The following is a 15485-nucleotide window of genomic DNA, read 5'->3' as shown; positions in this document are numbered from 1 at the left end:
CGAGACATAAACCTATGCGCCGTCTTCTTGCCGTTCCCCTATTAGCCGCCTTCTTCTGCACGACCATGGCCGATGCGGCGCCGGCTGATCAGGTCTTCGTTAACGCCCGGATATACACCGCTGACACCGCCAGACCCTGGGCCAGCGCGCTCGCGATTACCGATGGCCGCATCTCGGCCGTTGGGGCGCGTGAGGCTGTAGCGGGTCAGATTGGTCCGGGCACGCGGCTGACGGATCTGCATGGGGCGATGCTTATGCCCGGCCTGATCGACAGCCATGCGCATCCGATTGCCGGCGGGCGTCAGATGTCCCTGGTCAATCTCGACGGCGCGCCCATAAGCTTTCGCGATTTCAGAGCGTTTGTCGATCATGCCATTTTCAGCCGCAAGGCCTTGCAGGGCGACAGGTTCGTTATTGTCGGCGTCCCCCCCATGATCTGGTCGGAAGACCTGTCAGTCTTCAATGCGCCGCCCTATGCCGGCAAGGCCATTTTGTTCGCCGGCGCTGACGCACACACGGGCTGGGCCAGTCAGACGCTTCTCAGACGCCTGGGGATCGACAAGGCCGCGCTCACCGCGATGCCGGAAACGGAGCGAAACTACTATCGCACCGATGCAGACGGTAATCCGACCGGTTTCGCGGTCGAAACGGGCGCGTCACGCCTCTTCCGTGCGCTTCCCGGCCGCGATGGCGCCTATTTGCCTCAATGGGGCAGGATCGCCGTCAGATATTACAACTCTTTTGGCGTCACCGCCGTGCTCGATGCCAATGCGGGTTATGTTCCGGAAGATGGCGAAGCTCTTCTGAAACTCTATTCCGGGCTGGCGAAAACGAAGCAATTGACCCTGCACGTATCAGCCTTGCTTGAAGCGCGTTCGACGGCGGAACTTCCTGAAATCTATCGCCTGCGTGCCAAGTATTCGAACACTCCCGACTTCCGTATTGTTGGCGTCAAGCTGTTCGCCGATGGCATAGTCGACTACCCCGCGCAGACGGCGGCCACGCTGAAGCCGTACCTGAATTCCGGATTGCGCGGCGATCTGAAAATCGCACCGGACGAGATGGACCGTATTTTTGTCGATGCCGATAAGCATGATATGCTGGTCCACGTGCATGCGATCGGTGACCGCGCCGTCGAAGAAGCGCTGGACGGCATCGCCGCGGCGCGGAGCGCCGACCCGAACAGCCATATCCCTCATACGCTTGCCCATCTCCACCTGATCGCCCCGAAAGACGTGCCGCGCTTCCAGTCACTCGGCGCCATAGCCTCGTTCCAACTCTTCTGGGCCGCCGTCGACAAAAGTGAATTCGAAGGCATCAAGCCTTATCTCTCTCCCGATGTCTGGAACGAACAGTACGCCGCTTACTCAGTCTTCAAGGCCGGTGGCACAGTGGCAGGAGGCAGCGACTGGCCGGTCAGCACCGGCAGCCCGTGGGCGGCGATCGCACAGGCCATGACGCGCGAAGGGCCCTATGGCGTTCTGGGCTCCGACCAGCGGATGCCCCTCGAAGCCATGCTTCAGGCCTATACCTTGAACGCCGCACACGCTTTGCGCCGGGAAGATCAGATTGGGTCGATCGCGGTGGGCAAGGAAGCAGACCTCATCTTATTAAGGCATGACTTACGCGACTTGACGCCCGCCGAAATCGCAAATTTGCGGCCTGAATGGACCATGATGCATGGCCGCATTGTTTGGTCGTCCGGATATGGACCAGAACATCATCACAAGCGAATGGACGGTCATCCCTCTGCCCGAACCTCACCGCAGCCACGTCTCAAAGACGATGGAACGCAACCGAGACCATAACCCTGACTGTTAAAAGCCTGAGACCTTGCCGGTAGTCTTTTTGAGTGGGCATTTCCTTTCTAGCGCTTTGATGCCGCTTTTGCACCTCCCCTTCAGTTTGGCTTCAGTTTCATCTGTCATGTATAGCGACCCGATTTTTCTCGGATTCGATCAAGGCGGCCACTTTCGGTGCGTACGCTCGATTTTTTGCGCCTGAAAATCCTTTTACATTCAACAACCTGATGCAACTTTGCAACACAAAGCAAAGATGCACCCCCTTGCAATCTATTCTCATTGACGAAAGAGAGCGGTCGGACTACCTGCGAATGAATTTCAATCATAACGGTGTTTGATCATGCCCTCTCTCCGCACCCTGTTGGCCGCCTCTGCCGGCCTTTTGTCACTATGTGCATTTAACGCACACGCCGACGAGCCTCTGTTCGGCTACGTTTACACGACCGATCTCTTGCCCAAAGGCAAGAAGGAACTGGAGCAATGGGCAACCTTCCGCGAAGGCCGGGCGAACGGTGACTTCCATGTCCTGCAGACCCGGACCGAGTTCTCTTACGGCGTGACCGATCGTTTTCAGGTTTCGACCTATCTCAATCTCGCAGATACAAACGTCTATCATAATGCTCCGGATGGCACGACTCTGCCGGCCGAAGTGTTCGCCGACTATAATGCCGATCCGGACGCCCGTTTCAAGGCGACGCGTCTGGAGAGTATTTCCGTTGAAGGTATTTACCGCTTCCTCAGCCCTTATACCGATGGTTTCGGCCTCGCGGCTTACATTGAACCGTCGATCGGTCCGCGCACCTATGAGCTGGAAACGCGCATCATTGGCCAGAAGAACTTCATAGACGACAAGCTGGTCATTGCCGGCAACATCACCATTGGTCAGGAAAAGCGTTACCTCCACGGTGACACCACCGCTGATCCCGACAGCGAAGACTACGTGGCGCATTGGGACAAGGAAACCGATGTCAATTTCGGCTTAGCAGCCACCTACCGTTTTGCCGCCAACTGGTATGCCGGGGGCGAATGGCTCAATGAACGAGAATGGGCCGGTTTCGATCCATTCGACAACAGCCAGCGCACCAATGTCGCCTATTATTTCGGACCGACCATCCACTACGGCGGCGAGAAGTTCTTCGTGACCGCTACCTTCCTCAAACAACTCAAGGGCGCGAAGGATTATGCCGCTGAAACCCCAGAAGAGTCGGCAGTGATCAAGGGTATCAGTAATGCTGATGACTTTGAAAACTACCGCCTTCGCCTGAAAGCCGGTTTCTACTTCTAAGCAGAGTACGACGATGAAAAGTTCCATCCGTTTCGCGACTCTGGCTTTACTGGCGACAGCTCCGGCTGTCGCTCACGCCACCGTCTATCTGACCCTGGAGCAGGCGCAAGGACAGATGCTGCCCGGCCAGCACCTGACCCCCATAACGATCACCCTCACGGACGCGCAAATCGGCGCCATCGTCAAGGATAGCGGGGAAAAGCCGCTGAGCCGCGACCTTAAGGCGTGGAAGGCGACGGATGGTTCGTGGTTCATCCTCGATCAGGTCGTAGGCAAGCATGAGTTTATAACTTACGCGGTAGCGCTCGATCATGCCGGTGCGGTCAAGGACATCGAGATCCTGGATTATCGCGAGACCTTTGGCGGTCAGGTGCGCGAAGCCGGCTGGCGTTCGCAGTTCAATGGCAAGCGCCATGGTGATAGCCTAAAGCTGGGCAAGGACATCCGCAATATTTCAGGCGCCACCTTATCATCCAAGCACGTGACCGATGGCGTGCGACGCCTGCTTTCGACCTATGCCATCGCCTTGGCGGGCAAGTGATCGAACGCGCACGCCCTCTGCTTGGCACTATTGCGCGTGTGCGGGCAGATGCCCCCTCCCGCGTCATTGAGGCTGCGTTCGTCGCTATTGGTGCGGTGGGGGATGCCATGAGCGCTTTCGAAGTGGACAGCGATCTGACACGCGTGCACGCCGCCCCGTGCGGTACCTCCGTGGCCATTCGGCCGCTGACACGTCAGGTGATCTCTTTTGGCCTGAAATTGGCGGCAGAAAGCGACGGCTTATTCGATATTGCCTTGGGGGGCGAGGCCTTTGCTCATGGCAGCGCGCCGCAGCCGCTTTATCCCTGCTACGCGCTGGAAAGCGTACAGGGCGCGACCTGGCGCGACATTGACCTGCGTGACGACGGCCTGTGTTTGAACCGGCCCTTATGGCTGGATCTGGCAGGCATTGCCAAAGGATTTGCCGTTGATCAGGCCGTATCCGCACTGAAAATCAGCGGCGCGGACCAGGGCGCGGTTAATATTGGCGGTGACCTCGCCGTCTTCGGCACGACGCCAGAGACTGTCCTGCTGCGTGCGGACGGAGCACCGGTATCGCCGACGATCGAACTTGAAAACGGGGCGATCGCTTCGTCCGGCGGGGCACCGGGCCGCGTCAAAACCCGGCACTTTGACGGGCGTAATCGAGCACCTATCAGTCCCGATCGATTTGCATCCGTCCTGGCGCCAAGCTGCCTGGCGGCTGACGCTTTGACGAAAATGGCCCTGGCAGGCGTACCTGTAAACCTCGGTCTTTTGACAAAATACAGCGCTCAGGCTGTCTGCTATGACACAGTGGGCGGATGGCAGATTTATGGGGAACAGAATGGATAAGCCAAGCCTGTACAATTCCAATTCCGTACGCCTTGGGGAGGGGCGAAAATGGTCGCTCCACCTGGTCTGGCTGGGCCTCATAGCCTCTGGCATCACCTGGCTAGTCCTGCATTATTTTGTGCTGGTGCAAGGCGAATTCGGACCTGAGCACAGCCCGTACGAGGCGCTCAGCATCAAGGCACATGGCGCCTTTGCCTTCCTTGCCTTGTGGTTTGGCGGCATGATGTGGGGTACACACATGCTTAAGGCCTGGAGCCAGAAACGTAGACGCTGGACCGGTACGATTCTTTTGCTGGTGTTCGCAGCACTGATTGTCAGTGGTTATTTGCTCTATTATGCCGGAGACGAGAGCATACGCGAGAAGGCCTCATTGATCCACTGGGTGATCGGGCTGGCTGTGGTGCTCGTCTATCTTCTGCATCGGATTTCGAAGAAGAGCTGACCGGTACATTGAGCGCAGGGCCATGCGCATCTTCCTTGCGCCCCAACATGGACATGCGACCTCACTCAATCCGGCCGATCAGTCGGCCTTCCTGTCTGTTTGGCCCGGTTTTGAGCTTTTTTTGCCCGCGCGCCCCATCCCGCCCATGCAAGTTTGCTATCATCTCAGCATCGGCCACCTGTATTCGACTGAATTACATCCATTTGCCGCGGTGGCGCACACTTCAGGACAGGCTCGATATGCGCGATACTCCACCGCCCTACCTTATGAAAAAATCGATAGATGCGGTTCGCCGACACCATCAGACAAGCGGGCTCCATCGCACACTGAATGCGTTCCAACTGACGCTTATCGGTATCGGCTGCATCGTTGGCGCGGGTATCTACGTCATGGTCGGAACGGCGGCAGCTAATTATGCCGGGCCGGCCGTCATCCTTTCATTTTTTGTGGCGGCTTTCGCCTGCGCTATGGTCTGCCTGTGCTATGCCGAGCTCGCCTCGGTGCTGCCCGCCTCAGGTGCTTCCTACACCTACGCCTATGCCGTTCTGGGCGAAGGCGCAGCGTGGCTCGCCGGCTGGATGCTCATGTTTGAGTTTACCCTGGCCGGCTCGGCCCTCGCCTCCGGGTTCAGCGGCTATCTCGTCAGCCTATTGCGCGATTTTGGAGTTTTTGTTCCGGAGGCGATCTCACGGTCGCACCTCGTCGCCGTCCAGAGCGAAAACGGCAGCGGACTAAATCTGATCACGACGGGGCATTATGATCTTGTCGCGGTCGCGGCGCTGCTGGTCGCCGTGGCCGTGCTGGTGCGCGGCATAAAGCAATCTGCTGCGATCAATGCGCTCCTTGTTTTGATCAAGGCCGGGGTCCTCGTCGCCTTCATTCTCGCAGGCGCGGGCCATATCGATACACATAACTGGACTCCATTCGTGCCGGCGAACGAGGGGGGCTTCCACTTCGGTGCACCTGGAATCCTGCGCGCCGCCTCAATTCTATTTTTTGCCTATCTAGGTTTTGAGGCAGTCGCGACGGCCGCCAGCGAAGCGAAGTCTCCCCAAAGGGACGTACCGATCGGAATACTAGGCTCTCTCGGAGCCAGCACGATCCTCTATGCCGCCGTCGCCCTGGTCATGACCGGCCTGGTTCCTTTCCGTCAGTTGGGCGTACCGGACCCCATTGCTGTCGCTGTCTCGGCAATCGGCATGCCGCTTTTCTCGGTTCTGATAAAAATCGGCGCCCTGGCCGGGCTGGGCTCGGTCCTGCTGGTCAACACATACGCCCAATCGCGCGTCTTCCACGCCATTGCCCGCGACGGCCTGCTGCCACAGGTATTTGTCCGCCTCCATGCACGTTTCAAAACCCCCGTCCTCGCCACCTGCACCGTGGCCTTGGCCTCGGCACTCGGTGCGGCTCTGCTGCCGATCAGCGTGCTGGCGGACCTTGTCAGCCTGGGCACAATCTGTATTTTCTCCGTCGTAGCCATTTCCGTAATGTCCTTGCGCACCAGCGCGCCCGAACTGGAACGCCCCTTTCGGGTGCCATTGGGTGGATGGCGCGTGCGAGGCGTCTGGATTGGGACCGTCCCTATACTGGCCCTTCTCTCCTGTTTGCTGATGGCGACCCCCGTCTTGATCGACATCGTCACAAAGGCACAGGCGGGTCAGTGGATCCCGGCGGCTGTCCTCGGCCTCTATCTGCTGTGCGGGTTCGCCATCTATGCTTTTTACGGCGTGCGCCATTCACATCTGCGGCAGAGCGATCGCGAAACGGATATGTCAGGGATCGAGTGATAACGGGCCGGCCCGACCGGACCTCAGGGCATGAGGTGGCACGCCAAAAACCCGGCGGAACATGGTGCTGAAACTTCCAGGATTATCGTATCCCAGATCGAAGGCGACTTCGGCGATAGATTGGCCAGCATTGATGCGTGCCGTCCCTTCGATCACCCGCACGCGCCGGCGCCATGCGGCAAATCCCATCCCTAACTCGGTCTGGAAAACGCGGGTAAATGTGCGCCGTGACATGCCCGCTTCCCGCGCCCAATGATCGATATCGCGGCTGTCGCCCGGGCTTGTGATAATCGCCTCGCAGACGCGCCTCAACCGATAGTCCGAGGGAAAGGGAGTCCGGTTTGCCACGCGCGGTGCGCGCTCAATTTCGCCAACCAGCAGCTTGGCGATCGTGAGCATGCGCTCATCCATGACGAATTCATAGCGCATCGCCACGATCTCGTCGATGAGGCCCCGTAGCAAGGCCGACACCTCGAACATGCGGCAGGGAATATCGACTTCTGAAAACTCGGGATCGAAGTAAAGCACCTGAAACGCGCTTTCAGCTCGACAGATCGCCCTATGGACCAGTCCCGCAGGTATCCACATGCCCTGGCCGGGATTCAGCACGAAGCTCGCCTCGTCCGTATTGACCGTCAGAGAACCGGACAAGACGATCGACAGCTGGGTTCGGTCGTGCGCATGCGCTTCATCGACAAAGCCCGCCGTGTAACGGTCTTCGAAACCGACGACAGGTGGAGATTTCCGCGGCAGGTCGGCTGTACGCTTCATGTCAATTGTTCCATGATTACAAATCCATACGTGGGGAATTTCGCCCGATGGCCCGACCCGCGATATATTTCGCCCGGTCGCATTATCACTTGCTTGCCTGCATCTGCCAAGGAAAGGATCACTATATTAGATGGAGACTGATCATGACTGGCGACCTGGCCCGTTTGGATCCCGATATTCGCCGCTTTCTGGCTATCATGAAGCAGGACTGGCAGGCCTTTCCCGATTTCGATAGCCTGCCGCTCAACGAAGCTCGCAGCGCCGTCGAACAGGTGCGTGCCCGCTGGTCTAAGGGCGGACCGGACATGGCCGAGACAATCGAACGGGATATCCGCACGGCCGCCGGCCCTATTCGTATCCGTATTCACCGGCCGCATGGCATCGGCCTCGAGGCTCCAGCCCTGGTTTACCTCCATGGTGGCGGTTTTACCCTGTTCAGCCTCGATACCCATGACCGGTTGATGCGCGAATACGCCGCGCGCGCAGGTCTGATCGTCATCGGCCTGGACTATCCGCTCTCGCCAGAAGCAAAGTTTCCCGTTGCGCTCGATTTGATCACCGCCTTCACCCTGTGGCTGGCAGATAATGGCCGTGAAATTGGCATCGACAGGGAGCGGATTGCTCTGGCGGGAGATTCGGCGGGCGGTAATCTTTCCATCGCCACATGCCTGCGCCTGAGAGACATCGGGCGCCTCGACATAGTGACCTGCGTTCTTTCCAACTATGGCGGATTTTCCAGCCATATTTCGGATGAATTCGAAGCGATGTACGGCGGTCCCGATGCGATTATAAATCGCGCGGAAGCCCTTACCTATTGGGCCAACTACTTGAATGGACCGGGTGACGCCAAAGATCCCTATGCCTGCCCCCTGCATGCCGACCTGCATGGCTTGCCACCAGTTTTCCTGATTATTGCCGAGATTGACGTTGTCGCGGAGAGCAGTCTGTTGTTCGGTCGCGAACTCGTCAGGCAGGGCGTGGAGGTAACGCAGAAGGTGTTTCGTGGCGCCACGCACAGCTTTATCGAAGCCATGTCGATTTCCGCCCTGGCCATCGAAGCCATTGAGGATGGCGCGCGGTTTCTGCGCACTCATCTGGTCGGCGGCAGCCACGACGCCAAGCGATTGGATTAAAGCGGAAGAACACATGAATATCTGCTATCATTAGTCTTTTCGAAAACGCCTGAGCTGCCTCAGGCGTTTTAGCCTTTCAGCCGAAGGCTGTTGATCTTGGTCAAGTTCCGACTTTCCCAGGCGCAAAAGCGCCAGCCCCGGAACCAATCCAGGGCTGGCGCAACGACAATGCGCCTCCGGACTCGTCAATAATGATAACTCAGGCTGACACTTGCACTACGAGGCGCGGCGTAATAGGCCTGACCTTGGGACAGGCTCGCCCAGTACTGCTTATCGAACACATTGTTGACGTTCAGCGAGGCGTAGATCTGGCTCGTCACCCGGAAGCTCGCCATTAGATCGGTCACAGCATAAGCCTTCTGGACTACGGTTCCTTCGGTATTGCTATCCACGACCGAGGTTTTGCTTTGCCAGCGTACCGCCGTACCTAACTTGAGGTCACGCCACTGAGGTATCCGGTACGTGCTCGAGACCTTCAGCGTTCGCCGCGGTGTATAGAGGCGCGAGTCATTGCCCTCCCCGTCCTTGATCGACAGGTCGGTCCAGCCGCCGTTCAGGCTCCATTGCGTCGTGATCCGCCCGGCAACCTCAAGTTCATAACCCTTCGAATAGGCTTCGGTGGCCGCATAATAGGTTTGAAGCGTTTCGGGATCGGTACCGATGGCCTCCGCCAGGTCGTGCTGGTCCGATTTGAAAACCGCCACCGTGGCATAGAGACGTTTGTCGAACCATTCCGATTTCAACCCGGCTTCATAGGCCTTGCCAACCGCGGCCGGCAGGGTCTTGTGATCTTCGTCGGTTTCGTATTGCGGGTTGTGAAGATCGGAATAGCTGGCATAGGCGGAGATCTGTTTAGTCACGTCGTAAACCGCGCCAAAATAGGGGCTGATGGCTGCATCGGACCGATCGGTGCTCACCTCATAGGAATCGCCGGTCCCCTTCAACTGAAAGGCATTGAAGCCGACAATGCCTTTCAGGCGGTCGGCGAGGTTGAGATGCGCCGCGCCGTAAACCCGGGTGGTATTAGTGAAGGTATCCTCGGCCAGATATGGATCTTCATAACCGGGGTCGGCTGGATAGGTGTTGCGCCATTCAGATAGAGGAGCGTAATAGTCATAACTATTCGCCAGAGATTCCCATTCCACGGTCTCCATTTGGGCGGTATTGATACCAAACACCAACTGATGCTCGCGCCCGAAGAGGCTGAATGGCCCACTCGCCTGCGCATCCACCATACTCTCCTTTGCATAGGCATCGTATTTGCCCGCATAGGCCAGCACGTCCTCGCCGGTCGTGGCGTCCGGATTGCCCCACGCGTAAAGCAGCTTGGCTGAATAGTCGAGCTCACGGTGTGTGGCGGTCACCTTGGCAGTCCAGCCGTTGTCGAAGGCATAGCTGAGCTCGCCAAAAGCCGTTTTGTCTTGGTTGTTCCAATAGGTCCATGGCGCCGAAGACGTGTCCGAAACCTCATAGCTGGTAATCGGTGTCCCATCTGAATAGGTCAGTGGCAACCCGCCCCAGGTCACGCCATCGGCCTGATTATCCTGCTGCGAATAGCCTCCCGTCAGCTTCAGCTTTGGCGTAATATCCCAGGACACAATCCCATAGTAGACGTTGCGGTTGACATGATTGAAGTCGAGCCAGGAATCCTTGTCCTCATAGCCATAGACTAGCCGTCCCTCGACTGTCCCGCTCTGGTTCAGAGGACCGGAGACATCGGCGGTCAGGCGCTTGTCATCCCAGGTACCGTAAGAGGCGGTCAATTCACTCTGGAATATGGGCGTCGGACGCTTGCGGATATAGTTGATGGTCGCCGACGGATTGCCAGTGCCGGTCATCATGCCGGTCGCGCCCCGGATGGCCTCCACACGGTCAAAAATGGCCGTATCGAGATCGCCAAACTGGGTGCCCCAGAGTAACGGTTGACCGACACCGTCGACCTGGAAATTGGTGATATCGAAGCCCCGGGCATTGTATTCCGTGCGATCGGTTTCGATGGCATCGACCACGATACCTGTCATGTTGGCCAAAACCTTGTTCGCGGTGTCCAGGCCAAAATCCTTGATCTGCTGTGCGTCCATCACGGTCACTGACTGCGGTGTCTGGCGCAGGGACAGGTCAAGTCCCGTGGCGCCTGCAGATCCCTTGATCACACGTTTGCCGATGACGGTGACAACGTCACCATTATCTTTTTGTGCAGTCCCGTCATCCGCAGACGCGGTTTGCGCGCCAGCGGATGCGGCACCTAGCTGGAGCGCAAACAGCAAAACCGTCAATGAAGCCGTTCTTCGCTCACTTTTGCCTATGTAAACAGTCATGGTCGGAAATCCCCTTTTAGTGGCTAAATCAAATCGAGGTAGTCATCGGTCATGCCCGCTATTCGTTACTTCTCCCCGGCCTTCCCCCCGGCTGACGATGTCTGGTGAGGGTTCGGAAATGATCGGCAATGAGACGTAGCTTTGCATCTTACCGCTCACGGTGATGCGCTGACTGGCCACCCGGTACGCGGATGGACGGGCCAAAAAGATGTTCTTTTCAAAGGTCTGCGGATTACGGTCGTACAAGGGAAACCAGCTCGACTGCACCTGAACGACGATCCTGTGCCCTGGCGCGAAGGTATGGGAAACCGTCGGCAATTCGAGGCGATAAGTGTGCTCGGCATCTGGCGAAAGGGGGCGAGCCTGCGTGAACCCGTCACGATACCGGCCACGCAGAATATCCATCGCCAACGGCACCAGAGCCCCCGAAACGGCCTGGCTTTGGGCATCGTCCTCCGGGTAGGCGTCGATCAGCTTTATCACCCAGTCACTGTCCGACCCCGTGCTCGCGGCGGTCAGATGTACCACCGGGGTTCCCTGAATTGTCAGGGGCTCGGTTAACGGAGCGGACGTGAAGGTCAAAACATCCGGCCGATCAGCGACAAACCTTTGGTCGGCGATCAGCCAGTCGTCCCATGCCGCGTCAGGCCCGGAAGATGCCATGAAAGGGACCGGGTTCGCGGGATCAGAGATGTAACCGATCGATTGGCTGTCGCCACGCACGGGCTCAAAGCCCAGATGACGGCCTGGGAGGAAATAGAGGTTTCGCTCGCCTTGTTGATCGGAGGGCCTTGCACCGGTCGCTGAGGATGACTCAGGCCAGTCACTCAGGTTTATCCATTGGTTTTCGCCGGACCGGAACGCCGTGACCGCAGCGATGTCCATCGGGCTACCGGATAGGTAATGGGCCAGGAATGGCGCTAAAACGTGCTCACGCCACCACGCCGAGGTGTCCTGATTCCAGCGCATGGGGCCAAGTTCACTGCCGCTGTACCAGGCTTGGCCGTGGTTCCATGGCCCTATGCTCAGGAAAATGTCGCGGCCCGACGCGCGCACCGGCCTCAGCGCGCGCCAGACGGCCATGGCACCATACATATCTTCCTGGTCCCATAATCCGTGGACGAGCATCAGAGGGACGTGGGACGGATGGTCCGTAAGGACCCGGTCAACCGCTCGAGCTTTCCAATAATCGTCATAGGCCGGATGTGCGAGCAAATCCCGCCAGAACGGGACCGTGTCAAACTCACGTCCCTGCGCGAAACTGCCGACCGAACCTGCTCGCATGATGGCAGCGCCATAGTCATTTTTGACCTCGCCAGCGCGCCAGGGGAAATTACCGAGGTCACGTTTGCCATCGGCCCAAATAGAGGGCAGCATCAATTGTCGAAACGCACCGTTGTGAAACCAGTCATCGCCCCGCCAGCCGTCGACCATAGGATTCACGGCCACAACAGCCTTAATCGCCGGATGAGGTTTCACCAGGCCCATCAGCGCCGTGTAACCATCGTAGGATGTGCCGATCAGGCCAACTGCGCCATTGCTTTGCGGCAAGTGGTGTACGAGCCAGTCAACCGTATCGTACGCGTCCGTCGCTTCATCCGTGTCGCTGCGATAGCCGCCTGTATTGGCGAGCGGCGGGGTCATCGCGAACTGCCCGCCCGATCGATTCAGGCCTCGGATATCCTGCAGCACACGTATATAAATGCCGCCTGTCTGTCGGCTGCCAAGTCCGTCGAAGGGCTGTTCGTCCCCTGTGGCATTGATATGGCTGGCGATATCCTCGGCATCGTACGGCGTGCGGGTCAACAGGATCGGAACATTGCGGCTATTGTCTGGGATCAGGATAACCGTATGTAGACGCACGCCATCGCGCATCGGGATGTCAAAGACCTCACGGCGGTAGTCCGGCTCGGAGGCTACTGTCGCTGCCGCAGAGTTTAAGGACGGCTCCGATAAGGCGGGGGTGAAGACAAAACCACAAACGAGGAGAGCGGCCGTGGTTGCTCTGGATCCGGTACGTCGGACACAGTCCACCGCTGGCCGTTCGCTTCGGCAGTGTCGCGGTTGGGCGCCCTCCTCCCTAAATGCCCGCTCAAAGAAGCGTTTGCCTATCATCTGCTCTTGCTCTCATGTTCGTCCATCACCTGGCCCCGCTCCTACGCTCGCCTATCTCGGACCGTGGAGCGTTCAGCAGGGTGAGAAAGTACCCGATCCAATGGTATCAAGAATGCTACGCTGCGCTTCGCACTTCGGGCGTCAGTGCCTACAATTCGGGCCAGATTAGATGTTGGACGGCTTTTACAGCTTTGGCGCAAAACGGGCCGTATTCATGCGACCGGTCACCTCCCCCTCCTTCAAGCAATCAGACTTCGATATCGATCGGGCCAAAACCGCTCCCCCCTTACCGTTCATTCCGACGCAGAGGCCTGCCGGACACTGGAGACTGCCCGTCGCCTTCCGGCGGCGATCGGATAATCAGGGTCATAGCCCATCACATAGGCGCAGAAGTGCATGCCAATGTGCCAGCCTGCGGCTGAGCTACCGCAGACAGGAGAAAGGTTCGAAGGCTTGCTGCCGCCCGTTGAACCTGTAACCGTACCGAAAGGTGACAGTGCCACCCTTGTTTATTATTATGCACATACTGTCACGGCCGGCAGACCCGACTTATTTTCATTATATTTCATACACTTAAGTGCGATCTCCGTAAGCATTTCAGCACCTTTTTGATCAGAAATTGCCACTCAGCGGAGTGAAAATACCGTCAGCAAAAAAAGGGAACACGCCACCTTTTACTTTTTGAAATCAGGCTCTTAGGGTCAAAAAAATACCGTCAGGGACCGATGTCCATCTGACGGTATCATAAAAGTACTCGTTACAAGATCAGCTGGCACCGTCACAGATACCGTCAGAAATTTGCGTTACAAGGCGAAAGCTAGCGAACGATTTTTGAATATTTTTTTCTTTTAAAAACAATTTTTTACACAAATTTTCCATAATCTTGGATAGCGCGTTGATTATCGAGATTTATTCCCACTCGATGGTGCCAGGAGGCTTCGACGTTACATCGTAAACCACGCGGTTGACGCCCCTCACCTCGTTGACGATCCGGGTGGCGCAGCGACCGAGCACCGGCCACGGGAATTCATAGAAATCCGCTGTCATACCATCGGATGAGGTAACAGCACGCAGGGCCAGCACATCCTCATAGGTACGGGCATCGCCCATGACCCCAACCGTCTTGACTGGCAGCAGCACAGCGAAGGCCTGCCAGATCTCGTTATAGAGGCCGGCCTTGCGAATTTCATCGAGATAGATGGCATCAGCATCCTGGAGCGTCTTGACCTTTTCCGGCGTCACTTCGCCGGGGATGCGGATGGCCAGGCCCGGTCCGGGGAACGGATGACGGCTGACAAAGGCATTATCCAGGCCCAGTTCGCGGCCCAGGGCGCGGACTTCGTCCTTGAACAGTTCACGCAAGGGCTCGACCAGCTTCAGCTTCATATAGTCCGGCAGCCCACCGACATTGTGGTGCGACTTGATGACGGTCGACGGCCCGCCATGCGGCGAGATGCTCTCGACCACGTCCGGATAGAGCGTGCCCTGGGCGAGGAACTCGGCGCCATCGATCTTGCCGGCCTCTTCATCGAACACGTCGATGAACAGTTTGCCTATGGTCTTGCGTTTGGTTTCCGGGTCGCTGACACCGGCCAGGGCGCCCAGGAATTTGTCTTGAGCCTGCACATGGACCAGCGGAATATTATAGTGATTACGGAAGAGCGAGACGACCTGCTCGCCCTCGTTCTTGCGCAGCAGGCCGGTATCGACGAACACGCAGGTCAGTTGGTCGCCGATCGCTTCGTGAATCAGGATGGCCGCAACCGAGGAATCGACTCCGCCGGACAGGCCGCAGATCACCTTGCCGGTGCCGACCTGGGCGCGGATCTTCGCCACCATCTCCTCGCGGAAAGCCGCCATCGACCAGTCACCGGAGAAACCGGCGATCTCGAACAGGAAGTTGCGGATCATGTCGGTGCCGCGCTTGGTGTGGACCACTTCAGGATGGAACTGCACGGCGTAGAATTTGCGCTTTTCATCGGCGATGGCGGCATAGGGCGCGCCTTCCGAGGTGGCGATGACCTCGAAGCCTTGCGGGATGGCGGTGACACGGTCGCCATGGCTCATCCACACGGTTTCGACCGCATCGAGCCCTTTGAAGATCGGCGACTGGCCCTTGACGGTGATCTCGGCACGGCCGAACTCGCGGTCATGGCCGCTTTCGACCTTGCCACCCAGCAGTTCGCACATCAGCTGCTCGCCGTAACAGATGCCGAAAACCGGCACGCCCATGTCGAACAGGCCGGCGTCAATGCGCGGACCGGCATCGATGACGCTGTGCGGCGAACCGGACAGGATCACGGCCTTGGGCTTCAGGGCGGCCAGCTTTTCAGAAGCCTTGGTGAAGGGGTGAATTTCGCAATAGACGCCGCATTCGCGGACACGACGCGCAATCAGCTGTGTGACCTGCGAGCCGAAGTCTATGATGAGAAGGGTTTCGTGGTGAGGCGTGCTCAAG

At 58.0% G+C, this 15485-nt stretch carries 11 protein-coding genes and 1 pseudogene; 8 read left to right on the top strand and 4 right to left on the bottom strand.

The window, feature by feature from the left end:
• Positions 1-14: 14 nt before the first annotated feature.
• The 6 genes from QM647_RS08070 (at position 15) to QM647_RS08045 (ending at position 6690) form a co-directional block, all read left to right on the top strand.
• Positions 15-1808 carry an amidohydrolase gene (locus QM647_RS08070; protein WP_414994992.1) on the top strand — a complete coding sequence of 598 codons (1794 nt, stop codon included), beginning with the start codon at positions 15-17 and terminating at the stop codon, positions 1806-1808.
• A gap of 334 nt (positions 1809-2142) precedes the next feature.
• The gene (locus tag QM647_RS08065) at positions 2143-3087 is read left to right on the top strand and encodes a DUF6662 family protein (protein WP_414994991.1); all 945 of its coding nucleotides are present in this window, start codon (positions 2143-2145) and stop codon (positions 3085-3087) included.
• A 13-nt stretch (positions 3088-3100) separates the two neighbouring features.
• Positions 3101-3628 (top strand): FMN-binding protein, encoded by a 528-nt coding sequence (locus QM647_RS08060; protein ID WP_414994990.1) that lies wholly within the window; start codon positions 3101-3103, stop codon positions 3626-3628.
• Positions 3625-4461 (top strand): FAD:protein FMN transferase, encoded by an 837-nt coding sequence (locus QM647_RS08055; protein WP_414994989.1) that lies wholly within the window; start codon positions 3625-3627, stop codon positions 4459-4461. Before QM647_RS08060 ends, QM647_RS08055 begins: the two co-directional genes overlap by 4 nt.
• Complete coding sequence (locus QM647_RS08050; RefSeq protein ID WP_414994988.1) at positions 4454-4903, top strand: hypothetical protein; 450 nt, start codon at positions 4454-4456, stop codon at positions 4901-4903. Before QM647_RS08055 ends, QM647_RS08050 begins: the two co-directional genes overlap by 8 nt.
• A 239-nt stretch (positions 4904-5142) precedes the next feature.
• The gene (locus tag QM647_RS08045; RefSeq protein ID WP_414994987.1) at positions 5143-6690 is read left to right on the top strand and encodes an amino acid permease; all 1548 of its coding nucleotides are present in this window, start codon (positions 5143-5145) and stop codon (positions 6688-6690) included.
• Here QM647_RS08045 and QM647_RS08040 read toward each other — a convergent pair.
• Positions 6676-7461 (bottom strand): AraC family transcriptional regulator, encoded by a 786-nt coding sequence (locus QM647_RS08040; RefSeq protein ID WP_414994986.1) that lies wholly within the window; start codon positions 7459-7461, stop codon positions 6676-6678. The genes QM647_RS08045 and QM647_RS08040 overlap by 15 nt on opposite strands.
• Positions 7462-7604: 143 nt before the next feature.
• Between QM647_RS08040 and QM647_RS08035 the strand changes: the two genes are divergently transcribed.
• Positions 7605-8594 (top strand): alpha/beta hydrolase fold domain-containing protein, encoded by a 990-nt coding sequence (locus QM647_RS08035; protein WP_414994985.1) that lies wholly within the window; start codon positions 7605-7607, stop codon positions 8592-8594.
• Between the two features lie 185 nt (positions 8595-8779).
• On the opposite strand, the gene QM647_RS08030 is transcribed toward QM647_RS08035, so the two are convergent.
• Complete coding sequence (locus QM647_RS08030; protein ID WP_414994984.1) at positions 8780-10747, bottom strand: TonB-dependent siderophore receptor; 1968 nt, start codon at positions 10745-10747, stop codon at positions 8780-8782.
• A 207-nt stretch (positions 10748-10954) separates the two neighbouring features.
• Positions 10955-12787, bottom strand: coding sequence for a CocE/NonD family hydrolase (locus QM647_RS08025; protein WP_414994983.1), 1833 nt, complete (start codon positions 12785-12787; stop codon positions 10955-10957).
• A 575-nt stretch (positions 12788-13362) separates the two neighbouring features.
• Here QM647_RS08025 and QM647_RS08020 point away from each other — a divergent pair.
• Positions 13363-13501 (top strand): annotated as a pseudogene (locus QM647_RS08020) (P-type conjugative transfer ATPase TrbB); the annotation flags it as partial.
• Positions 13502-13936: 435 nt separating this feature from the next.
• Here QM647_RS08020 and guaA read toward each other — a convergent pair.
• A complete protein-coding gene (gene guaA, locus QM647_RS08015; RefSeq protein ID WP_414994982.1) occupies positions 13937-15484 on the bottom strand; it encodes a glutamine-hydrolyzing GMP synthase in 1548 nt (515 codons plus the stop codon).
• Position 15485 lies beyond the last annotated feature (1 nt).

Origin of the sequence: Asticcacaulis sp. (assembly GCF_047605585.1) — a bacterium.
Classification (GTDB): Bacteria; Pseudomonadota; Alphaproteobacteria; order Caulobacterales; family Caulobacteraceae; genus Asticcacaulis.
Note: the sequence above shows the minus strand (reverse complement) of the source record. Positions and strands in the feature narration are given on the sequence as shown.